18 protein-coding genes are annotated in these 21,242 nt (G+C 65.2%); 7 read left to right on the forward strand and 11 right to left on the reverse strand.

Going from position 1 to position 21,242, the window contains the following annotated elements; translation table 11 throughout:
* Nucleotides 1-179: 179 nt before the first annotated feature.
* The 4 genes from ABZ942_RS16130 to ABZ942_RS16145 are packed head-to-tail and all read left to right on the forward strand — an operon-like array spanning nucleotide 180 to nucleotide 4,304.
* Nucleotides 180-1,565, forward strand: coding sequence for an extracellular solute-binding protein (locus ABZ942_RS16130; RefSeq protein ID WP_357382532.1), 1,386 nt, complete (start codon nucleotides 180-182; stop codon nucleotides 1,563-1,565).
* Nucleotides 1,558-2,469, forward strand: coding sequence for a sugar ABC transporter permease (locus tag ABZ942_RS16135; protein WP_357382534.1), 912 nt, complete (start codon nucleotides 1,558-1,560; stop codon nucleotides 2,467-2,469). The genes ABZ942_RS16130 and ABZ942_RS16135 overlap by 8 nt, the downstream gene beginning before the upstream one ends.
* Nucleotides 2,469-3,293 (forward strand): carbohydrate ABC transporter permease, encoded by an 825-nt coding sequence (locus ABZ942_RS16140; protein WP_357382536.1) that lies wholly within the window; start codon nucleotides 2,469-2,471, stop codon nucleotides 3,291-3,293. The genes ABZ942_RS16135 and ABZ942_RS16140 overlap by 1 nt, the downstream gene beginning before the upstream one ends.
* The gene (locus tag ABZ942_RS16145; protein ID WP_357382538.1) at nucleotides 3,294-4,304 is read left to right on the forward strand and encodes an ABC transporter ATP-binding protein; all 1,011 of its coding nucleotides are present in this window, start codon (nucleotides 3,294-3,296) and stop codon (nucleotides 4,302-4,304) included. It abuts the gene before it with no gap.
* Between the two features lie 24 nt (nucleotides 4,305-4,328).
* Here the strand turns inward: ABZ942_RS16145 and ABZ942_RS16150 are convergent, their stop codons facing one another.
* The 3 genes from ABZ942_RS16150 to ABZ942_RS16160 all read right to left on the reverse strand — a co-directional run bounded on the left by ABZ942_RS16150 (nucleotide 4,329) and on the right by ABZ942_RS16160 (nucleotide 7,217).
* Nucleotides 4,329-5,351 (reverse strand): hypothetical protein, encoded by a 1,023-nt coding sequence (locus ABZ942_RS16150; RefSeq protein ID WP_357382540.1) that lies wholly within the window; start codon nucleotides 5,349-5,351, stop codon nucleotides 4,329-4,331.
* Between the two features lie 272 nt (nucleotides 5,352-5,623).
* Nucleotides 5,624-6,427 (reverse strand): alpha/beta hydrolase, encoded by an 804-nt coding sequence (locus ABZ942_RS16155; protein WP_357382542.1) that lies wholly within the window; start codon nucleotides 6,425-6,427, stop codon nucleotides 5,624-5,626.
* Nucleotides 6,428-6,836: 409 nt separating this feature from the next.
* Nucleotides 6,837-7,217 (reverse strand): helix-turn-helix domain-containing protein, encoded by a 381-nt coding sequence (locus ABZ942_RS16160; protein ID WP_357382544.1) that lies wholly within the window; start codon nucleotides 7,215-7,217, stop codon nucleotides 6,837-6,839.
* Between the two features lie 101 nt (nucleotides 7,218-7,318).
* Between ABZ942_RS16160 and ABZ942_RS16165 the strand changes: the two genes are divergently transcribed.
* The gene (locus ABZ942_RS16165; RefSeq protein ID WP_357382546.1) at nucleotides 7,319-7,726 is read left to right on the forward strand and encodes a Rid family hydrolase; all 408 of its coding nucleotides are present in this window, start codon (nucleotides 7,319-7,321) and stop codon (nucleotides 7,724-7,726) included.
* 85 nt (nucleotides 7,727-7,811) lie between these two features.
* Nucleotides 7,812-8,318: an HAD domain-containing protein gene (locus ABZ942_RS16170; RefSeq protein WP_357382548.1), complete on the forward strand. Its 507-nt coding sequence runs from the start codon at nucleotides 7,812-7,814 to the stop codon at nucleotides 8,316-8,318.
* Here ABZ942_RS16170 and ABZ942_RS16175 read toward each other — a convergent pair.
* The 4 genes from ABZ942_RS16175 to ABZ942_RS16190 all read right to left on the reverse strand — a co-directional run bounded on the left by ABZ942_RS16175 (nucleotide 8,312) and on the right by ABZ942_RS16190 (nucleotide 14,927).
* Nucleotides 8,312-9,112: a fumarylacetoacetate hydrolase family protein gene (locus ABZ942_RS16175; RefSeq protein WP_357382550.1), complete on the reverse strand. Its 801-nt coding sequence runs from the start codon at nucleotides 9,110-9,112 to the stop codon at nucleotides 8,312-8,314. The two genes, ABZ942_RS16170 and ABZ942_RS16175, sit on opposite strands and share 7 nt — an antisense overlap.
* Before the next feature lie 9 nt (nucleotides 9,113-9,121).
* On the reverse strand, nucleotides 9,122-12,061 hold the full coding sequence (locus ABZ942_RS16180; protein ID WP_357382552.1) for an FAD-linked oxidase C-terminal domain-containing protein: 2,940 nt from the start codon (nucleotides 12,059-12,061) through the stop codon (nucleotides 9,122-9,124).
* Nucleotides 12,062-12,138: 77 nt separating this feature from the next.
* Complete coding sequence (locus ABZ942_RS16185; RefSeq protein ID WP_357382554.1) at nucleotides 12,139-13,509, reverse strand: MFS transporter; 1,371 nt, start codon at nucleotides 13,507-13,509, stop codon at nucleotides 12,139-12,141.
* Nucleotides 13,510-13,760: 251 nt separating this feature from the next.
* Nucleotides 13,761-14,927, reverse strand: a complete 1,167-nt coding sequence (locus tag ABZ942_RS16190) for an aminotransferase class V-fold PLP-dependent enzyme (protein WP_357382556.1) — start codon at nucleotides 14,925-14,927, stop codon at nucleotides 13,761-13,763.
* Between the two features lie 91 nt (nucleotides 14,928-15,018).
* Between ABZ942_RS16190 and ABZ942_RS16195 the strand changes: the two genes are divergently transcribed.
* Entirely contained in the window at nucleotides 15,019-15,756 is a 738-nt protein-coding gene (locus ABZ942_RS16195) for an IclR family transcriptional regulator (RefSeq protein WP_357382558.1), read from the forward strand.
* Between the two features lie 732 nt (nucleotides 15,757-16,488).
* Here the strand turns inward: ABZ942_RS16195 and ABZ942_RS16200 are convergent.
* Genes ABZ942_RS16200 through ABZ942_RS16215 form a run of 4 tightly spaced genes read right to left on the reverse strand, consistent with a single transcriptional unit; the run spans nucleotide 16,489 to nucleotide 21,171 of the window.
* Nucleotides 16,489-17,640, reverse strand: a complete 1,152-nt coding sequence (locus ABZ942_RS16200; RefSeq protein WP_357382560.1) for a glycerate kinase — start codon at nucleotides 17,638-17,640, stop codon at nucleotides 16,489-16,491.
* Nucleotides 17,641-17,647: 7 nt separating this feature from the next.
* The gene (gene gcl / locus ABZ942_RS16205) at nucleotides 17,648-19,423 is read right to left on the reverse strand and encodes a glyoxylate carboligase (RefSeq protein WP_357382562.1); all 1,776 of its coding nucleotides are present in this window, start codon (nucleotides 19,421-19,423) and stop codon (nucleotides 17,648-17,650) included.
* Nucleotides 19,424-19,425: 2 nt separating this feature from the next.
* Complete coding sequence (locus ABZ942_RS16210; RefSeq protein WP_357382564.1) at nucleotides 19,426-20,316, reverse strand: 2-hydroxy-3-oxopropionate reductase; 891 nt, start codon at nucleotides 20,314-20,316, stop codon at nucleotides 19,426-19,428.
* A 33-nt stretch (nucleotides 20,317-20,349) separates the two neighbouring features.
* Nucleotides 20,350-21,171 (reverse strand): TIM barrel protein, encoded by an 822-nt coding sequence (locus tag ABZ942_RS16215; RefSeq protein ID WP_357382565.1) that lies wholly within the window; start codon nucleotides 21,169-21,171, stop codon nucleotides 20,350-20,352.
* Between the last annotated feature and the right edge of the window lie 71 nt (nucleotides 21,172-21,242).

Consider the following 21,242-nt stretch of genomic DNA (forward strand, 5'->3'; position numbering starts at 1 on the left):
TCGAGGGCATGATCAACGAACTGCAACCCATTCTGCGACAGCCCGGTGAATTCTCTGGCAGACCGGACGATTTGAGCCCGGCGCGGCGTCTTCGGCCGTATTCCGGGGAATGGCCTTCGGTGGGCATCGTCTTGTGACAACGTCAGGGTGAGTATGGATTTGCCTTTCAGGAGGACCCCATGGCGTCGAACTGGCGGATGTTCGCGGCGGTGGTGAGCGTCAGCTCGCTCTTGGTCGGGGTGGCGGCGTGCGGGTCGGGCGGCGGTGGGGAGACGCTGACGATCACCGCGAACGCGATCAACTCGGCGGGCGGGAAGAACGCGGCCGAGGCGAAGTGGATCGAAGACTGGGTGATCCCGAAGTTCGTGGCGGACCAGCAGGCCAAGGGTGTCACCGTGCAGGTGAAGTTCCAGGCGACCGGGGTTGCGGACGAGGATTACAAGAGCCGGATCGCCAAGGACCTGAAGACCGGCACCGGCGCCGACGTGGTGTCGCTGGACGGGATCTGGGTCGGCGAATTCGCCGAGGGCGAGCAGATCAAACCGCTGAACGACCTGGTCGGAGCGGACAAGGTCAAGGCGTGGGACGGCTGGCAGCACATGCCGGAAGCCGTGCAGCAGTTGACGTCCTACAACGGCGCGCAGTACGGGATACCGCAGGAGACCGACGGGCGGGTGCTGTTCTTCAACCGCAAGCTGTTCGCGCAGGCAGGCCTGCCCGCAGACTGGCAGCCGACCAGTTGGGACCAGGTCCTGGCGGCAGGACGGAAGCTGAAGGCGGTGTCCGGCGTGACTCCGGTGCAGTTGAACGCGGGCACCAGCTTCGGCGAAGCGACGACCACGCAGGGCATACTGCCGTTGCTGGCCGGCACCGGTAGCACCTTGTTCGACAACGGCAAGTGGGTCGGCAACACCGCGAAATTCCGTGCGGTGCTGGACTTCTACCGCACGCTCTATAGCGAGAAGCTGGGCGACGCGGAGTTGCAGCAGGACGCCAAAGGACGGGAGAAGAGCTTCGAAAAGTTCGCCAAAGGCCAGGTGGGCATCCTGTTGGAGAGCGACTACTTCTGGCGGGGCGTGCTCGATCCGTCCGGCGGCAGCTTTCCGATGGCCGACCGGGACACCCAGGTGGGTTGGGCGAAGATTCCCGCGGCCACACCTGGGACCGGGGTGAATCATCAAGACTTCGTGAGCATCTCCGGCGGCGGCGGACGAGTGATCAACCCGAAGAGCAAACACATCGAATTGGCTTGGGAACTACTGCAATTCATGAACTCGCCGGAGGCGTTCAAACAGCTGATCGCCGGTGGTGGGCCACGGATCACCGCGCGGCAGGATGTGAATGCCGATGCGCTGGGCGCAGATCCGATGCTCACCTTCATCTCCCAGCAGATCCTGCCGATCACATCGCTGCGGCCCGCGCTGCCGGAGTACACCAAGGTGTCCAAGGCCCTGCAGCAGGCGACGCTGGATGTGGTCACCGGCAAGAGCACCACGGATGCCGCTGCGGCATATGGCAAAGCCGTGACGGAGGCGGTCGGCAAGGACAAGGTCGCCAGTGACTGACCCCGCGCCCTCCGTCCCGAGCGCGATCACCGAGAGTGCCGACGTAGCAGGATTGGGGCGCGGGAAGGCGAGCGCGTTCGTCGCACCGGCACTGCTGCTGATCGCCGCGTTCCTGGTGTTTCCGGCGCTATGGCTGCTGTGGATCGGACTGACCGATCTCACCGTCTCCGGGCGTACCTCGGTGGACGTTTCCTTTGTGGGAATGGCCAATTACACGAAGGCGTTGACGGACCCGCTGTTCGGGAACAGCGTCTGGATCACGCTGCTGTTCGTGTTCGGCTCGGCCATCATCGGACAGAATGTCCTCGGTTTCAGCCTGGCCTGGTCGATGCGCACCGCCGCCCGCTGGGTGCGCGGCGTGGTCGAAAGCCTGGTGCTGCTCGCGTGGATCCTTCCCGCCAGTGTTGTTGCCGTGCTGTGGATTACGATGCTGGATCGCGACGAAGGCACCGTCAACCGACTGCTGGATCATCCCGGCTATGCCTGGATGATCCAGCAGCCCTTGGCCGTCATCATCGTGTTCAACATCTGGCGCGGCACCGCGTTCTCCATGCTGCTGTACTCGGCGGCGCTGTCCACCGTGCCGCCTTCGCAGCTCGAGACGGCGCGGCTGGCCGGGGCGTCCGGGCCGCAAATGCTGCGAGACGTGGTGTTTCCGCACGTGCGCGGGCACACGCTGACGAATACGTTGCTGATCAGCCTGTGGACGTTCAACGACTTCACGCCGTACCTGCTGACCCGAGGTGAGCCGAACCACCGCAGCGAAACTCTGCCGATCTTCCTGTACCGGCAAGGAATCGACGACGGCGCCTTGGGTTACGGCGCGGCCGCTTCGGTACTGATGCTGCTGATCAATCTGGTGCTCGCGCTGTTCTACCTGCGGCTGCTGCGGCGGAGGACGTGATGAATCCACGACAGATCGTTTCGCGGATCGGCTTCTACACCTTCGTCGCGGTGGTGACCGGGTTCTTCGTGCTGCCGATGCTGTGGCTTGCCTCGGCACCGTTCGACGCGAACCCGGGATATGCGCCGCGGATACCGGAAAAGCCGACCTTGAAACACTTTTCGGCGCTGTTCGAGAACGATCTCACCCTAGGCTCGCTCTGGAATTCCGTGCTGCTGTCCTGCTTCTGCATGGTGCTCGTGGTTTCCAGTGCGGCGCTGGCGGCTTACGCGCTGTCCCGAGTACGGATACCTGGCCGAGATGCCTTGCTGTACTTGCTTTTACTGCTGTCCAGCGTGGTCACCGGCACCGCGGCGATGGTGCCGATATTCCTGATGATCTGGAAGATCGGGTTGCTGGACAAGCAATTCGGCGTGGTGCTGGTCCTGTCCGGCGGGTTACTGCCCGCGGCGATTTTCATCCTGAAGGACTTCATGGACTCGGTCCCGAGGTCCTATGAGGAATCAGCGCGAGTGTTCGGGGCCGGACCGTTGCGCATCCTGCGCGACATCGTGGTGCCGCTGGCCCGGCCGGGACTGGCCACCATCGCGGTGTGGACCGTGGTGAATGTGTGGGGCAGCTACCTGGTGCCGTTTCTGCTGCTGCGCGACCAGGACAAGCAACCGGCCGCCGTGGTGGTGCGCACCTTCTACGACGAGGGCGGCGGCGCCCAACTGGGTCCGATCTCGGCGTTCTCGCTGCTGTACTCGATACCGGTGGTGCTGATGTATCTATTCGTCAACCGGCGCTACGGCTTCCGGCTCCACGGAGGGATCAAGTCTTAGATGGCGCAGATCGATCTGGCCGACCTGACCAAGGTCTTCCCCGGCGACGTGAAAGCCCTTGACGCCCTGTCCTTCACGATTCAGGACGGCGAGTTCTTCGCGCTGCTCGGGCCGTCCGGGTGCGGCAAGACCACGCTGCTGCGGACCATCGCCGGGCTGGAAACCCCGACCAGCGGGCAGATTCGGATCGGCGACCAGGACGTCACCCGGCTCTCGCCCGGACGACGCGACGTGGCGATGGTGTTCCAGGATTACGCGCTGTTCCCACACATGACGGTGGTCGACAACATCGCCTATCCGCTGAAGGTCCGTGGCACCGATCGACGTACCCGAGCGGCAAAGGCGACCGAAACCGGAGATCAGTTGTCGCTGCAGGGATTAATGGGCCGCCGCCCCGCCGAACTCTCCGGCGGCCAGCAACAGCGGGTGGCGCTGGCACGAGCAATGGCCTGCCACCCCAAGGTTTTTCTCTTCGACGAGCCACTGTCCAACCTCGACGCACGCCTGCGCCTCGAAGCCCGCACCTTCTTGAAGAAGCTGCAACACGATCTCGGCGTCACCACCGTCTTCGTCACCCACGACCAAGCCGAGGCGCTGGCCCTGGCCGATCGAATCGCGGTGATGTCGAACGGCCGAATCCGCCAACTCGGCACCGCCCGTACGGTATTCCGTCGCCCCGCCGATACCTTCGTAGCCAACTTCATCGGCTCCACGCCGATGAACCTGATCCCAGGAGAACTGGTCGGCCAGGACCCCGACGTCATCTGGGGCGCCCGCCCGGAGTATCTGACGTTCTCCGCCACCTCCGTACCTGATGCTCTGCACGGCACGGTATCCACGGTCGAACACCTCGGTGCGACCTCATTGGTCACGGTGGCGGCAGACGGGTTCAGCGTGGGTGTCATCGTGCCAGAGGCGGACGAGCCCGCCCTGGGCACCGAGGGCTGGGTAGTCCCCCAACCCGACCGAGTCCTGCTGTACGACGCCGAATCAGGTCTCCTGCGCGCGTAACCATCGTGGTCGAATGTCGCTTACCTACCGCCCTCGGGTCCACGGGAAGAAGTCACGTTCGGCAGCGGTCATGAGGTCGCGATAGCCCATACCATAGGTCCATGCCGCATACCGGAATGCGTCGAGAGCCGCCTCGAGCGGGTCTTCGTTGTCGAGGGAGAAGTAGGCGCCCACCGGTGGATACTGCTGAATGTGCGCACTCGAGCCCGGCACGCCGGAGACGACGGTCTTCGATATGCGGGTGTCACTGTCGAGCCGGTGACGCAGCCGCGCACTGCTCTGGAAATGCGGCGGAGGTGGCTGATTGTCGTCCATGGCCAGCAGACCTTCGCGGATCCAATCGACGTCGGCCAGGCCCGCACGCTCGAAGGCGCGGTGCACACTCCATCGCGCGAAGGCCCGCTGCCACTCTGGAGTGAGTGCTTCGACGTCCTCGAGCAGGCCGGGGCCGAGCGCCGACAAATAGTACGCGGAGACGATCCCGGCGAGCGCGGGACTCGGCGGGCGGAGACCCCATTGCCGAGTGCGCTCGTAGACGGCCTGTGCCAGTGGATGATCGGGCGTGACACGCCGCACGTCACCGTTGTCGTCTACGACGTAGACGAGGCCGTAGTCGATGCGGACCTGATCGGTCGGCACGGGTGCCGGCGCGTTGCCGGTTTTGCGCGGCAGCCGCACTCGGGACACCCCACAGGCGGGTGCCGCGTGTCGCGGCTGGTGGTCTTCGGCGAACTCCCCGGTGTGGTATTCAGTGAATTCCCCGGTGTGATATTCAGTGAATTCTCCGGTGTGGAACCCGGGAATTTCCCCGGTATCGGTGGCATCGAGGCCACCGGCGTAGGCGGGCAGCAAGAAGCGACCCGACGGGATCGGATCGTGGGGCGGCTCCTCCGGCGATGACCGGTACAGGATCCCGTCGTCGGCGTCGGACTCCTCGACTACCTCCCAACCGTCACGATCGGCATCGGTGGTCGCATAGTCGGCCGTGAAGTCAGTTACCCGGAACTGGCTGTGGTGGGCTCGGATTCGGTGGCGTGGCGTTCGCATGGTCAATTCCTCCGGCGTAGAAGCGATCGTCTTCCAGCAGCTGGTGGCGTGCTGCCACCTTCCTCGGCCAACAACACCGCTCAGGAAGCCGCTACTGGTCGGCCGCCCAACAGGAATGATCAGGTAATTTCTGGCTTCTGTTATCGGATATGTCGAACCTCACCCGACCACCGTTAGCGCATAAAGCCACACTGAAAAGCGCTGTTAATTACGCTGATAAATCGAGCCATACGGCCGCAGTCCGGCGATTTATTCCCGGTCGGCGTGGTTGCTCAGTACGGTGCGACCTCGCGGACGGCGTCGGCGACGGCGCGGAAGTCCTTGCGCAGGATCGCATCGTGGTTGCTGGCGACCTTCGCGCTGATTTTGATGTCGGGGTTGCGAGCGACCACCGCATGGAGGCTGGCGCGGATCAGTTCTTGCTCATCGCCTTTGCTGCCGAAGGACGAGCCCGAAGCAACCACGTATCGCGTCGGGACGGTGATTTTGTCCAGCACGGGGCCGAGTTCGCTCTCGCGGGCGAGCCAGCCGAGCTCGATATTGCTGGCGGCCTGCTGTTCGGCAGTGAGCCGCGGGACCAGGCCGGTCGGGCGCAGCAGCGGCGTGACCCAGCCCAATCGCTTGAACAGCTTGCGGATGCGCTGTTCCATGGCCTCGTTCATCCAGTCGTACGGCTGGGCGCCCTCGACCAAGACCGCGCCCAAGGCACGATCCGGGTTCCGGCTGGTCCAGTGCGCCGCGACGAACGCACCGTAGGACCAGCCCACCACCAGCGGCCGCTGCACACCCCTCGCCGCGAGAACGGCATCGACGTCGCGCACGCACGCCTCGAAGGAATAGTCGGCCGACTTCTGCGACTTCTTGCCGCGGGCCCGCTCGTCGTAGGTGATGTGCCGGAAGGCGGGACCGAGGTCGCCGATGACCTTGCTCCAGTACCCCTGAGTGGCGAACTGGCCGTTGAGGTAGATCACCGGGATGCCGGACCCACCGGTGTCGGTGACGGCCAGCGCCGTGTCATCGACCGACACCATGCCGGTCCAGGTCGAATAGGTCGAGGAATTGCTGTTTTCCGTCATGGGAACAACTATCGGCGGCTGAACTGACAGCCCCCTGACACCGACCTGACACCATCGCCATCGCCACCGCCACCGCCACCGCCACCGCCACCGCCACCGCCACCGCCACCGCCACCGCCACCGAACCGTAACCGGCCTGCCGCGCACATCTCCTCCTCCCGCGCACGAAATCGCCAGCAACTTCGTACGCGTCGGCACAACTTGCGCGCGTCGACACAACTTGCGCGCGCGACCGAGGACGCTGACCACTCCGGGCCAAGACCGCTGCGTTCTGTGCAGGCGCAGGTGCCGCGCAACATTCGTCCTGCCGCGCATGGGATTGCCAGCAGTTTCGTGCGCGTCGGCACGAAATGTCCGCGCGGACGCGGTCGACGGATACCGTCGCGAGACGACTTCGCGGGCGAGGGCGTCAGGCGTCGAAGCGGTGCCGTGCGGTCTCGATGTGACCGAGGTACCGCTGGGTCCAGTTACACATGCGATCGACTGTCTCGCGGAGGGCTCGGCCCGGCTCGAGGAGCGTGTACTCGACCCGCGGCGGCACGGTCGGGTGCACGTTCCGCTCGACCAGACCATTGCGCTCCAGCATGCGCAGATTCTGCGTCAGCATCTTGTGACTGATGCCCTCGACCTCGTCCCGCAACTCCCCGAACCGCAGGGTCCGCTCACCCAGCGTCTCGATTATCAGCAGCGCCCACTTGTTGGCAACATCCGAGAAGATCTCCCGCGCCAGCGAATCCGCGCGCGACAAGTCCGCATCGTTGCCCAACCCACCGACCTGCTTAGTCACCATCAGGTTCCCCAGTCACTCAAAAGTGCGTTCTTCCACGTCAGCGGCCACTCTCCTACAGTTCTCCAGTAACCACAAGAGAGCAGCACACGGAGGGAACCAACATGACCATCACCCTGGTAAACCCCACCGGTCTACCGAAAGTCGGTGCCTACCATCAGGTCTCGATCGCAACCGGCTCGAAACTGATCTTCCTCGCCGGCCAAGTCTCGTGGGACGCCGACGGATCCACGATCGGCGAAGGCGACCTCGCCACCCAGGTCGAACAGTGCTACCTCAACATCGCCACCGCCCTCGAACAGGTCGGCGCCGCTTTTGCCAACGTCGCGAAACTAACTGTCTACGTGGTCGATTGGACCCCCGACAAAATGCCCCTCTTCATGGAAGGAGTAACCCGAGCAGCCACAAAACTCGGCACCACCCCGACACCCCCGGGCACCCTGATCGGCGTCGCCGCGCTGGACATCCCCGACCACCTCGTCGAAGTCGAAGCAACAGCCATCGTCGACTGAACACGCTTCACCCCGAGCGCGTCCAGCTGACATCGAATCGATTCGCGCACATGGGCATTCGCCGTGGCCCACTACCGTGTGTCCGATGACCGCCGACGAAGAGCTCCCGCTGCTCTTCCTCGATGTCGACGGTCCACTGCTCCCCTTCGGCGCCGGTACGCGGCCCGAACTACCCGGCCTGAGCTCGATCGGGCACTTGGCACGACTGCGGCCGGAAATCGGAATGTGGTTGGCAACCCTGCCGTGTGAGCTGATCTGGGCCACAACCGGGGAGGAAGAGGCGAACACAGAGGTAGCGCCGCGGCTCGGACTGCCGCAGCTACCCGTGGTCGCCTGGCCCGATCCGCCCGACGAACATCAGCGCGAGGACCAATGGTTCGGATTGCATTGGAAGACCCGAACTCTGGTGGATTGGGCGGCGGGACGCCCGTTCGTGTGGGTCGACGACGAGATCACCGATTCCGACCGCGACTGGGTCGCCGCACACCATCAGGGTCGAGCCCTGTTGTACCGAGTCGAGGCATCTCGGGGTCTCGACCATCCGGACTTCGCCGTTCTCGAAGAATGGTTGCGAACAACCCGATCTCAGTGAAGGTGATGACCAACTTCACCAGAGACACGGGCGAATTGACCTGAGCTAGTGGCGCCTGCGACCACTGTGTTACGGAGCGTCCCGATGCCGGAGATTTCGACCTCGACCACATCGCCGGGATTCATCGGGCCGACTCCTGCGGGACTCCCGGTCAGTAGGACGTCGCCGGGTTCGAGGGTGATCCAACGGGTGACGAATGCCAGTAGTTCTCCTACTCCGAAGACCATTTCCGAGGTCGGGGCCGATTGGACGACTTGGCCGGCGAGGCGGGTGGTGATCTGCAGGGCCGAAGGGTCGGAGATGTCGGTTTCGATCCAGGGGCCCAACGGGCAGAAGGTATCTGCGCTCTTTGCGCGAGCCCACTGGCCGTCGGCCCGCCAGTCGTCGGCGGTGACGTCGTTGGCGCAGGTGTAGCCGAGAATGAAGTCGGCGGTGCGGCTGGCGGAGACGTTGCGGGCGGTGCGGCCGATGACAACGGCGAGTTCGCCCTCGTATTCCAGGCGTTGCACCTCGGCGGGGTGCCGTATCGCCGCGTCGAGTCCCGCAATTGCGTTGGGAGACTTCAGGAATAGCGACGGCTGTTGCGGCCAGGGCCTGCCCTTCTCAATGATCTGGCCCGCGTAGTTGCTGCCTGCGCAGACGATGGTGCGTGGATCGCACGGCGCAAGCAATGTCAGCTCCGACAGCCTCCCGACCACCGCGCCGAGCTCTACTTCGAGCAGGTCGTGCACCACATCTCCGACCAGGGCGCCGACCCCGGTCCGTCCGTCGAGTGAGTAGCGGACAATGCGCATGGGTGTCTCCTATTCGGGTCCGGCCAGCGCTTCGCGCACCAGCTCGACGGGATGCCACGCGGTGCGACCCGCGCCGTGGAAGATCTGCTGTCGGCACGACACACCGGTCGCGGCGACGATCGTGTCCGCCGACTCGGCCGCCAGCGCCGGGAAAAGCCGGTCCCCGCCGACGGTCATGGATGTTTCGTAATGCTCGGACTCGAAGCCGAACGAGCCTGCCATCCCGCAGCATCCGGAGTCGATCTCCATGACTTCCACATCCGGGATTCGACGCAACAATGCCATGGTGGCCGCAGTACCGACCTCGGCTTTCTGGTGGCAATGACCGTGGAAGACGATCCGTCGACCGGCGAGCGGCGAATCCCCGCGAAGCGTCAGCCGACCCGCATCGATCGCCTCGACAAGTAGCTCCTCCACCTGTCTGACGCGCGCCGCGACGGTCCGCACGGACGTCGAATCCGGCAGCAGCGCAACATGTTCGTCGCGCAACATGAACAGACACGACGGCTCGCAGCCGACGATCGGCGAGCCGGGTTCGGTGTCCTCGGCCAGCGAACGAACCAGCCCGGTGGCCTTCTTCTTCGCGTCGTCGAGCAACCCTTTGGACATGCTCGACCGCCCACAACAGCCACCACTAGCAAGCTCGACCCGCCAGCCCGAACGCTCCAGCAATTCGATCGCCGCCGCACCGATATGCGGCTCGGTGAATGTAGTGAACGAGTCGGCAAGCCAGTTGACCGTCCCCAGCGGTGTCTGGTCGACCGTCACCGCCCGGCGACGGAACCAACGAAGCAGATTGACCCGCTGGAACACCGGCAACGGACGAGCAGCCGTGATGCCGAGCCTACGATCCATCATCCGACGCGCGAATCCGTTGCGCCCCGGCAGATTCGACAATGGAGCGGTCGCCGACCCGATCCGGTTTAGCAGCCTGATCGCCCCGAAAGCCCTCGAGCGCAACGGCGTTCCGTGGATCTCGTGGTGATGCGCGAGCGTCTCCGCCTTGAGCGATGCCATGTCCACACTCATCGGGCACTCGCTCTTGCACGCCTTGCACATCAGGCACAGATCGAGAATCTCGTGCAGCCGCTCACCGCCGAGCGCGGCATGCGGATCCGGCTCGGACAGCGCCTTCACCAGCGCGTTGGCCCGCCCACGGGTGGAGTGCTCCTCGTTCTTGGTCGCGATGTAGGACGGGCACATCACCCCCGAGGTCGACTTGCGGCACAGCCCGATATTCATGCAGCGATCCGCCGCACCACGCATACCGCCGACCACCTCGAACTGCAGCGCCGTCGTCAACAGCGGCGCGGGCGGCAATGCGTCGCGGTCGCGCAGGTTGTCCGTCATCGGCGGCGCGTCGACGATCTTGCCCGGGTTCATGATGTTCCCGGGATCGAAGAGCCGCTTGACCTTTCGCATCGCTTCATACAGTTCGTCGCCGAAGATCTCCCGGTTGAACTCGCTGCGCGCGAGCCCGTCACCGTGTTCGCTGGAGTTCACCCCGCCGTACTCGGCGACGAGATCCTTGACCGCCTCGGCGACCGTGCGCATGGTGATCACCTGCGCCGGATCGGTCAGGTCGACGAACGGGCGGATATGCAGGCAGCCGACCGAGCAGTGGCCGTAGAACCCCGCCTCCATGTGATGCTCGTCGAGAATCTCCTTGAACCGCTTGGTGTATTCGGCCAGGTGTGCCGGATCGACGGCGGTGTCTTCCACGAACGCGAGCGGGCGGCGAGTGCCCTCGCCCGCGGCCATCAGCAGGCCGAGGCTGGACTTGCGGACCTTGAGCAATGCGGTCTGATCGGCGGCGGTGATGGCTCGGAGCGTGTGGTAGCCGTGCCCGTTCTGCTGCCATAGTCGGTCGAGCCGGTCCAGATCGGCGATCAGCGGCCCCTCGTCGTCACCGCTGAACGAGACGAAAAGCAGGGCGCCCGGGTCGCCGACGAGGATGTTCCCGAGTTCGGCGTACTCGATCTTCTGCCTGGACAGTTCCAGGATCGTGCGGTCCATCAGCTCGACCTGATGCGGCTCGCAACTCAGCGCGTCGGTGGTGGCCGCGATGGCGCTCACGGTGTCGGTGAAGTGCCCCACGGCGTACACCGTGCGGGCGGGCTTGGGCACCAGGTCGACCAGCGCGTGGGTGGCGACCACCAGCGTGCCCTCCGCGCCCACGACGAACTTGGCCAGATCGAACGGCTTGTCCGCCCCGAAATCCACCAGCCGGTCGAGCCGGTAGCCGCAGGCACGTCGCCAGAAGGTCGGCATTCCGGCCTTGATGGCCGCCTCCTCGGCGATGACCAGTTCCGGAAGTTCTCGGTAGATCTGGCCTTCCAGCGTTTGCGCCGTCGCGCGCCGTTTACGTTCGACCTCGTCGACCGGTTCCAACCGCGCGCGCGAACCGTCGGCGAGCACCACGTCCAGCGCCCGCACGTGATCGATCGTCATGCCGTAGGTCCTGGAACCGCTTCCCGCGGAATTGTTTCCGATCATCCCGCCGATGGTGGCCCGGTTGCTCGTCGAGGTATCCGGGCCGAACATCAAGCCGTGCACGCCTGCGGCCTGATTGAGCTGGTCCTGTACCACCCCGACCTCGACCAGCGCGGTGCGTGCGATCGGATCGATATCCAGGATCCGGTTCATGTACCGGGACAGGTCGAGTACCAGGCCCGGACCCACGGTCTGCCCGGCCAAACTCGTTCCAGCACCCCGGGCCACGATCGGCACGCCGAGCTCGCCGGCGGCCCGCACCGCCGCCGCGACATCGTCGGCATGCCGCGGAAACACCACGCCCAGTGGCGTTATCGAGTACATGCTCGCGTCGCGGGAGAAGAGGTGGCGGCTGTAGTCGTCGAAGGCGACCTCGCCGTCCATCGTGGTGCGGAGCGCGTCCTCGAGCTGTGCGGCGACGGCCGAACGATCGGCCGTTGCGGTAGGTAGGTTCATGAGAGTCCTTCTGATCCTTGGTCATTCACAACAGGGACCATGCGGCGGCCGACCCTGGGATCGGCCGCCGCTGCGATTCAGACGAGCGGTGCTTCCGTCGCCGGTTGCGCCTGGGCAGTCTTCGAGATGATCACCGGCTCCGGCAGAACGGGTTTCGGCTCCGCCTGGGCCGCGCGCGTCGCCTCGCGCATCTTCTTACGCAACGTCAGGACGAGCAGCCCGGCGACCGCGAAGACCCCACCGAAGAACGCCTGCGTGAGCGCGTAACCACCGCCGCTGAGATCGCTGAGCCAGCCACCGATATAGGGCCCGAAGAAGCTGCCGAGATTGCCGACACCGTTGATCAGACCCAATCCCGCCCCGGCGGCCGCGACCGGAACCAGCTTGGTGACCGTCGCCCAGAACGGTCCGTACCAGGCGATCGACGCCGCCGTACCCAGGATCATCGCCCCGAGTACCAACCACTTCTGATCCGGCGATATCAGGCTCGCGCCGCCGAGAATGATTGCCGCGGAACCGAGGACCAACGCCATGTGCGCGATGTGCCCGCCGCGTTTGTCCGCCGATCTGCCGATGAGAATGATGGCGACGCCCGCGGCGATCTGCGGCAATATCGCGACGAAACCCACTTTCAAATCGGTGTGGAACGCCTTCTTCAACACGCTCGGCAACCAGAGGGTGAGGCCGAGCAAGCCCATCTGCGTCAACGTGTAGATGAGCGCGAAGTGCCACACGATCTTGCTGGTGAAGGCCGCCTTGAAGGTGCCGCGATGCTGGAGCGGTTCGCCCTCCGCGACTCGGGACTGCTCGATGAAGTCACGTTCGGCCGTCGACAACCATCCGGCCTTCGCCGGCGTGTCACGAACTACCGCAAGCCAAGCCGCGAGCCCGACGACCAGCGGGGCGCCGCCCTGAATGATGAACATCCAGCGCCAGTCCGTGTAGGTCAGCAGGATGCCGGAGAACGGTGCGGCCACGATCGCCGCGATCGGCGTGTACAGCTTGAAAATCGCGTAGGCCCTGCCTCTTTCGGCGAAGGGGAACCACGTCCGGATGGTGGCCATCAACGCCGGTTGCACGCCCCCCTCGGCCACGCCGAGCAGGAAACGGGCGATCAACAACTGGCCGACGGAGTTGGTGAAGCCTTGTGCCATTGCGGCCACGCTCCACAACACCATCAGGATCGCGATCCACTTTCTGGCACTCCACCTTTCGGCCATATACCCGCCGGGAATCTGCAGCAGCAGATAACCCCAGAAGAAGATGCCGCTGGCCAGGCCCTGCTCGGCCTTGCTGAGCCCCATATCGGCCTCGAGGTGCGGCAGCGCGAAACTGATGTTGGTTCGATCGATATAACAGATGACGTAGATGAAGACGACGACCGGCAGTATGTAAGTCCACCGCTTTTTATCGGACAGGCGCCGGATTACGGAAGTTCGCTCGGACAACGACCTACCTCCTCGTAGGTGGCCGACGCGAAAAGCGTCGGCGTATAGCGGATCCCGGCTCGTGGCGGAGCAGCGGGAGAGTCACTCGTGGCGGAGCATCGAGGGTCGAGATCAGGAGGTCGGTATCGCGGTGAAGCGCCGATCTGGCTTACGACTTGCCCAGCGGGGAGCGATTGAATTCAGTTGAGATGGGCTGTTTCCGGCGTGCTCGTTGCCTTCCATCGTTGGAAAGCGCAGCGCCGGAGCAGAGTTCAGTCGGCTCGTAACACCGCAAGCGCGGCTTGCAGTCCGGCGGGATCGACTGCGACGCCGGCCAATTCGAGACCCATCTGGACACCGGAGAGAGTGCCGGCGAGCGTCAGGTCGTTGAGGTCGCCGAGGTGCCCGATCCGGAACACCCGCCCGGAGAGCTTGCCGAGACCGGTGCCCAGTGACATATCGAAGCGGTCCAAGATGATTCGGCGCACCTTGTCCGCGTCGTGTTCCGCGCCGAGCAGCACGGCGGTCAGCGAACTCGAGTACTCACGCTCGTTGACGCACAGCACCTCGAGGCCCCAGCCCTGGACGGCCGCCCTGGTCGCCGCGGCGTGCCGGTTGTGCCGGGCGAACACGTTGTGCAAGCCCTCCTCTTCGAGCATCAGCAGCGCTTCCCGCAGGCCGTAGAGCAGGTTGGTGGCCGGGGTGTACGGGTAGAAACCGTGCTCGTTGGCGCCGAGGATGGGGGTCCAGTCCCAGTAGGACTTCGGCAGTCGCGCCGTCGGTGCCGCCGCGAGCGCTTTGTCGCTGATCGCATTGAAGCCGAGGCCCGGTGGCAGCATCAAACCCTTCTGCGAGCAGCTGACCGTCACGTCGACACCCCAGTCGTCGTGCCGGTAGTCGATGGATCCCAGCGAGGAGATGGTGTCGACCAGCAGCAGCGCGGGGTGATCCGCCTCGTCGATGGCGGCCCGGATCTCCGGTATCCGGCTGGCGACGCCGGTCGAGGTCTCGTTGTGCACGACCATCACCGCCGCGATGCTGTGTGCGGTGTCGTCGGCCAGCCGCTCGGCGACGGCCGCGGCATCGACGCCACGCCGCCAGTCTCCAGGCACAAAGTCGACTACTAAGCCGAGTCGTTCCGCCATGTCACGCCACAGGCTGGCGAAATGTCCGGTTTCGAAGGCGAGCACGCGGTCGCCAGGAGAGAGTGTGTTGACCAGCGCCGCCTCCCACGCGCCGGTGCCCGAGGAGGGATAGATGACGACGGGACCACCGGTGCCGAAGACGGGTTTCACCCGTTCCCGCAGGTCGAGGGCGAGCTCGGCGAAGTCGGGTCCGCGGTGGTCGATCGTCGGTTGCGCGATGGCGCGCAGCACCCGGTCCGGGACGTTCGTCGGGCCTGGGATCTGCAGAAAATGCCGTCCACTGTGAGCGGTCATCACATCGTTTCCATTCTGTGCCGTTATATGGCACACTGTGCCGTGAAAAGGTGCAGCAAGGGTAGGGATGTGCGATGAAGGAGTCAATACCTTGCGAAATGTCCTGAATACGCTGCGAGTGCTAGAAGAGGTCGCGGCACGGCAGCCGATCGGCGTCGGCGAGCTGGCGCGGGTACTGGAGATGCCGAAGAGCTCGGTCCAGCGGGCACTGGTCACGCTGGACGAGGCCGGGTGGATTCGTCCCGCATCGGGCGAGGTGACCCGCTGGGTGCTGACTACCAAGGCGCTCGCGGTCGGCAGTCGCGCGGGCGGGGACCTCGGCCTGCGCGGCGTGGCCCTGCCGATCATGGAGAACCTACGGCGCCAGACCGAGGAAACCATCCACCTGACCGTGCCCGAAGACAGCAGGATGGTGCTGATCGAGCGCCTGGAAACCGACAAACCGGTACGCACCAACATGGCCCTCGGCCACTCATTGCCCATGCACGCCTCCGCCAACGGGAAAGCGGTTCTCGCCCACAGCAATCCGGAGTTCGTCCGGCAGATGCTCGTCGACGAACTACCGCGCTACACCGACACCACCGTCACCGACCCCGAGGAACTGCGCGCCGAACTGGCGGTGATCCGGGAGCGCGGATACGCGGTCAACCGCGGCGAGTGGCGCTCCGACGTAGGCGCAGTTGCCGCAGTCGTACTGGGAGACAACGGAAACCCGGTAGCCAGCCTCAGCGTGAACGTCCCCTTCAGCCGCCTAACAGCGGAAACCGAACCCATTTTCGGAGCAGCAGTAGCCGCAGCAGCAAGCAGCCTCACCGCGCGCCTCGGCTAACCTGCACCTCGACCAGCCCCGAAGGCCAGATCGCGCTCCTGCCCGCCGGGCATCCGCTCGCGGCGCGCGAGAGTCACCGGCACAGCCCCCCGCCTTCTGACAAAGGCACGCATGCCAGAGAGGCGAGTCAGCGTAGCGCGCACGAAATTGCGTACCGCGCACAATTTCGTCGGCAAAATCGTGCGCGCCCAGACAATATGTGCGCGCCCCGATCGCCTTGCCGAGCCGCGCACGATCTGACTAGCTGCGTACCAACTAGCGTGCCGCGTACCGGTTGTGGTGCCGCGAACGAAATGGTCAGCAAACTTGTGCGCAGCCAGCCAATTCGCGCGCAGCCAGCCAATTCATGCGCGCCCAGACAATATGTGCGCGCCCGATCGCCTTGTCGAGCCGCGCACGAGCTGACTAGCTGCGTACCAACTAGCGTGCCGCGTACCGGTTGTGGTGCCGCGAACGAAATGGTCAGCAAACTTGTGCGCGGCCAGCCAATTCACGCGCGGCCAGCGAATTCATGCGCGGCCAGCCAATTCGCGCGCGGCCAGCCAATTCGTGCGCGGCCAGCCAATTCGCGCGCAACCAACCAATTCGCGCGCGGCCCGGAAGCTGGCCGGGCCGCGCACGAGCTGACGCACCGCGCACGAATCTGCGTGCTGCGCACGGGGTGGCTCGCCGCGCATGAGATTGTCAGCGAAGTCGTGCGCCGCGCGCGAACTCATGTGCGGGGGTGGGTTGTTACAGCAAGAGGGCGGTGCTCGGGCGCCTTCGCGATAGGTGTTGCTTGGCGATGTGTGTGCCGAGGCGTTTCAGCAGTTCCTCTCCCTCGGTGAAGCAGCGATGGACGTCGGGCTCGATTGCGACCAGCGAGTATGCTGCTGCGAACCCGGCGGCGTGTAAGCGGTTGGTGAGCAGTGTGTTTCGGCCGCAGACTGCGACTACCGGGACGCCCGCTGCGTGGGCTGCGGCGGCGACGCCCGCGGGGGCTTTGCCGTGCAAGGTCTGGTCGTCGAGGGTGCCCTCGCCGGTTATGACCAAGTCGGTTCCGGATAGGTGGTCGCTGAAATCGGCTAGGTCCAAGACCAATTCGATGCCGGGGGCCAAGATGGCGTCGAGTACTGCCACTGCGGCGAAGCCCACTCCGCCGGCGGCGCCTGCTCCGGGGATGTCTCGGCGGTCGGTGCCAGTGGTCGCGGCGACAGTATCGGCCCAGTGGGTGAGGGCGGCGTCGAGCGCGGTCACCTGGCGATCGTCCGCGCCCTTCTGCGGACCGTAGACCGCCGCCGCGCCGCGTGGGCCGGTGAGCGGGTTGTCCACGTCGCAGGCGACGGTGAACTCGATACCGGCTGTTCGTTCGCGTAGCGCAGTCAGGTCTATCGTCGCTACTTCCGCCAAAGCCGCACCGCCGTCTGCGATTTCACTTCCCTCGGCATCGAACAACCGGGCACCGAGGGCGCGCAGCATGCCCGCGCCGCCATCGGTGCCCGCGCTGCCGCCGACGCCGAGCACCACCCGGCGGCAACCCGCGTCGACGGCCGCGGCGATCACCTCACCGGTCCCCCGGCTGGTTGCCGACATCGGCGCGAACTTCCCGTCGGGTAGCCGGAGCAGGCCGGATACGTCCGCCAGTTCTATGACGGCGAGATCGTCGCGTCGCGCGTAGGTGGTGACGACCGGTGCTCCGGTCGGTCCGGTGGCGACCAGTTGGATCGCCGCGAAACCTGCCGCCACGGCGGCCGCAACGGTCCCGTCGCCGCCGTCGGCGACGGGCACGACCGTCACCGACGCGTCCGGCAGCACCTGTCTGATACCGGCCGCGACGGCGGCGCCGACCTGCGCGGCGGTCATCGAGCCCTTGAACTTGTCGGGCGCGATGAGGACCCGGGGCATCACGTCCTCAGTCCAGCAGTGCGGCAGCGGTGGGCGCGTCCGCGGCGGTCTCGGCCAGTTCCTCGAATTCGACGATGTTGTCGATCTCCAAACCCATGGACACGTTGGTGACGCGCTCGAGGATGCACTCGACGACCACCGGCACCCGATGCTCGGCGAGCATCTTCTTCGCCTCCTCCAGGGCGGGGCCGATACCGTCGGGCTCGAAGACTCGAATTGCCTTGCAGCCCAGTCCTTCGACGACCTTGACATGGTCGACGCCGTAGCCCGCGACCTCGGGGCTGTTGATGTTGTCGAAGTCGAGCTGGACGTAGTAGTCCATGCTGAACGCTCGTTGGGCCTGCCGGATCAGGCCCAGGTACGAGTTGTTCACCAGCACATGGATATACGGGATGCCGAACTGTGCGCCGACGGCCAATTCCTCGATGAGGAACTGGAAGTCGTAGTCACCGGACAGGGCGACCACGGTAGCGTCCGGATCGGCAGTCGCGACACCGAGTGCGGCGGGCAAGGTCCAGCCGAGCGGTCCGGCCTGGCCCGCGTTGATCCAATGGCGTGGACGGTAGACGTGCAGCATTTGTGCTGCCTGGATTTGAGAGAGCCCGATCGTGCTGACGTAGCGGGTGTCCGGGCCGAACGCCCTGTTCATCTCCTCATAGACCCGCTGGGGTTTGATCGGGACGTTGTCGAAATGAGTCTTGCGCTGCCCCAATTGCTTTCGGGCACGCACCTGCCCGGCCCAATCGGATCGGTCGCGCAGTTCACCCTTCGCCGCGAGCTCCCGGGCGACGTCGATGAACACCTTCAACGCGGCACCGGCGTCGGAGGTGATACCGAAATCAGGAGCGAAGACACGCCCGATCTGCGTCGGCTCGATATCGACGTGCACGAAAGTGCGGTCCTTGGTGTAGGTCTCGACACCACCGGTATGCCGGTTGGCCCACCTGTTACCGATGCCCAGGACGAAGTCAGACTCCAACATGGTGGCGTTACCGTATGGGTGCGAGGTCTGCAAGCCAACCATGCCCGCGTACAGCGAGTGATCGTCGGGAATCGTGCCCCAGCCCATCAGGGTGGGCACCACGGGAACGCCCGTCAGTTCGGCGAATTCGACAAGCGAACCTGCGGCGTCAGCGTTGACGATGCCGCCGCCTGCCACGATGAGCGGGCGCTCGGCCGCGTTCAGCATCGCGACGGCCTTCTCGGCCTGCGCCCTGGTCGCGGCCGGGCGATGCACCACCAGCGGCTCGTAAGTGTCGATGTCGAACTCGATCTCGGCCAGCTGCACATCGATCGGCAGATCGATCAACACCGGCCCCGGCCGACCTTCCCGCATCAACCGGAACGCCTTCTGGAACGTACCCGGCACCTGCGCGGGCTCCAGGACCGTCACCGCCCACTTGGCCACCGGCCCAGCGATCGAGGCGATATCGACAGCCTGGAAATCCTCCTTGTGCAACTTGGCCACCGGCGCCTGACCAGTGATACACAAGATCGGAATCGAATCCGCACTCGCCGAATACAACCCAGTGATCATGTCGGTACCCGCCGGACCCGAAGTCCCGATGCAGACACCGATGTTCCCCGCAGTGGCACGGGTATAACCCTCGGCCATATGTGACGCCGCCTCGACATGACGAGCCAGCACATGCTTGATCCCGCCATGCGCGCGCATCGCACTGTAGAACGGATTGATCGCCGCACCCGGCAGACCGAACGCCTGTGTCGCGCCCTCTTTTTCGAGAATCAACACCGCGGCATCCGCGGTACGCATCCGTGCCATCGTCAGTTCTCCTTGTCCGCACGCCCACTCAGGCGCTCCACCCCGCGCAGCAGGGCACTGTGGTCGAGTCCGCCGTCACCGATCGCCTTGGCGGAGGCCATCAACTGCTCGACCAGCGAACCGATCGGCACCACCACGCCCGCTTCGCGCGCTGCGGCCGTCACGATGCCCATGTCCTTGTGGTGCAGGTCGATTCGGAATCCGGGCGTGAACGATCGGGACAGCATGTTCCCTTGTTTCTGATCCAGCACCTTCGAGCCCGCCAGTCCACCGCCGAGCACACGCAGCGCGGCTTCGGTGTCGACGCCGTACGCCTCGAGGAAGATCACGGCCTCGGCCAGGGCCTGGATGTTGGCGGCGACAATCAGCTGGTTGGCCGCCTTGACGGTCTGGCCCGAGCCACTGGGGCCAACGTGCACAACGGTCTTGCCGACCACGTCGAAGATCGGCTTCGCCTCCTCGAAGTCCGCGGCGGCACCACCGACCATGATGGACAACGCGGCGTCGATCGCGCCCTTCTCACCACCGGAGACCGGGGCGTCCAGCAGTCGGAAGCCGTGCGCGGCAGCCTGTTTCGCGAGCTCGACGGTGACGTCGGGCCGGATGCTGGAGAAGTCGATGATCAGCGCGCCGCGCTCGGCGTTGTCGAACACGCCCTTCTCACCGGCCAGCACGTCCTTGACGTCGGGCGAATCGGGCACCATCACGCAGATCACGTCGGCGCCCTGCACCGCGTCGGCGATCGAGCCGACAGCGCGGCCGCCCGCCGCGACAAGCGGTTCCGCCTTGTTCGGGGAGCGGTTGTAGGCAGTCACGGCGTGGCCGGCGGCGGCCAGGTGGACGGCCATCGGGCTGCCCATGATGCCCAGTCCGAGGAAAGCGATATTGGTCATCTGTTGTCCCTAAAGTCGTTGCTCGACAATGGTTTACGCGGTGGTACGCCGCTCGCGCGGCAGCCACTCGAAGCTGTCGGCGGAGCCTGCGGACGGCTTGTATTCGAGTCCGACCCAGCCGCCGTAGCCGCGAGTCTCGAGTTCTTCGAGTTGCCGCTGCAACGGAAGTTCGCCCGTGCCGGGCTGATTCCGGCCCGGACTGTCGGCGATCTGTACGTGGGCGATCCGGGCGGTGTGCTCCGCGATGACCTTGTCGACATCGTCACCGTTGACCGCCAGGTGGTACAGGTCCGCGAGCAGCCCGAGATTCGCTGCGCCCGTGGCCGTTTGCACCCGATCGATCGCCGCGAGCGCGTCGGCGGCGGTCCGCAGCGGGTAGCGATCGGCGCCGCTCACCGGCTCGACCAGCACGGTGCCGCCGATGCGGGCGGCGGCTACCGCAGCGAGAGCGAGGTTTTCGGTCGCCAGCTCGTCCTGTTCCGCGGCGACGGCCTCGTCGGTCCGATTGCCGTAGAGCGCGTTGAACGCTCGGCAGCCGAGTCGCTCGCCGATCCCGATGGTGACGTCGATGTTGTCGCGGAACTCCGCGGACCGAGCGGGCCAGGACAGCAGCCCACGATCGCCGTTCGGCATGTCACCCGCGGCGAAGTTCAAGCCCACCAACGACACTCCGGCGTTCTCGATTGCGGCAACGAAAGCGTCGACCTCCTTGTCGCCGGGAACCGCGCGGTCGAACGGCCACCAGAACTCGACCGCGTCGAATCCGGCCCGCCGTACCGCTTCCGGCCGTTCGAGCAGCGGCAGTTCGGTGAACAGGATCGAGCAGTTGACCTCGTATCGAAGCGAATGACTCATGGATCCCTCCAGATCAAATTCCACAATGCGGAAAAATTATTCTGATATACGGAATAGCTTAAGAGCAGGTC

This window comes from Nocardia sp. NPDC046473, from assembly GCF_040645995.1.
GTDB lineage: Bacteria > Actinomycetota > Actinomycetes > Mycobacteriales > Mycobacteriaceae > Nocardia.

Bases quoted from the DNA above. Each gene is read 5' to 3' on its own strand.
- ABZ942_RS16130 (WP_357382532.1), top strand. From the start codon at position 180: ATGGCGTCGAACTGGCGGATGTTCGCGGCGGTGGTGAGCGTCAGCTCG.
- ABZ942_RS16140 (WP_357382536.1), top strand. From the start codon at position 2,469: ATGAATCCACGACAGATCGTTTCGCGGATCGGCTTCTACACCTTCGTC.
- ABZ942_RS16145 (WP_357382538.1), top strand. From the start codon at position 3,294: ATGGCGCAGATCGATCTGGCCGACCTGACCAAGGTCTTCCCCGGCGAC.
- ABZ942_RS16150 (WP_357382540.1), bottom strand. From the start codon at position 5,351: ATGCGAACGCCACGCCACCGAATCCGAGCCCACCACAGCCAGTTCCGG.
- ABZ942_RS16155 (WP_357382542.1), bottom strand. From the start codon at position 6,427: ATGACGGAAAACAGCAATTCCTCGACCTATTCGACCTGGACCGGCATG.
- ABZ942_RS16160 (WP_357382544.1), bottom strand. From the start codon at position 7,217: ATGGTGACTAAGCAGGTCGGTGGGTTGGGCAACGATGCGGACTTGTCG.
- ABZ942_RS16165 (WP_357382546.1), top strand. From the start codon at position 7,319: ATGACCATCACCCTGGTAAACCCCACCGGTCTACCGAAAGTCGGTGCC.
- ABZ942_RS16170 (WP_357382548.1), top strand. From the start codon at position 7,812: ATGACCGCCGACGAAGAGCTCCCGCTGCTCTTCCTCGATGTCGACGGT.
- ABZ942_RS16175 (WP_357382550.1), bottom strand. From the start codon at position 9,112: ATGCGCATTGTCCGCTACTCACTCGACGGACGGACCGGGGTCGGCGCC.
- ABZ942_RS16180 (WP_357382552.1), bottom strand. From the start codon at position 12,061: ATGAACCTACCTACCGCAACGGCCGATCGTTCGGCCGTCGCCGCACAG.
- ABZ942_RS16190 (WP_357382556.1), bottom strand. From the start codon at position 14,927: ATGACCGCTCACAGTGGACGGCATTTTCTGCAGATCCCAGGCCCGACG.
- ABZ942_RS16200 (WP_357382560.1), bottom strand. From the start codon at position 17,640: ATGCCCCGGGTCCTCATCGCGCCCGACAAGTTCAAGGGCTCGATGACC.
- gcl (WP_357382562.1), bottom strand. From the start codon at position 19,423: ATGGCACGGATGCGTACCGCGGATGCCGCGGTGTTGATTCTCGAAAAA.
- ABZ942_RS16210 (WP_357382564.1), bottom strand. From the start codon at position 20,316: ATGACCAATATCGCTTTCCTCGGACTGGGCATCATGGGCAGCCCGATG.
- ABZ942_RS16215 (WP_357382565.1), bottom strand. From the start codon at position 21,171: ATGAGTCATTCGCTTCGATACGAGGTCAACTGCTCGATCCTGTTCACC.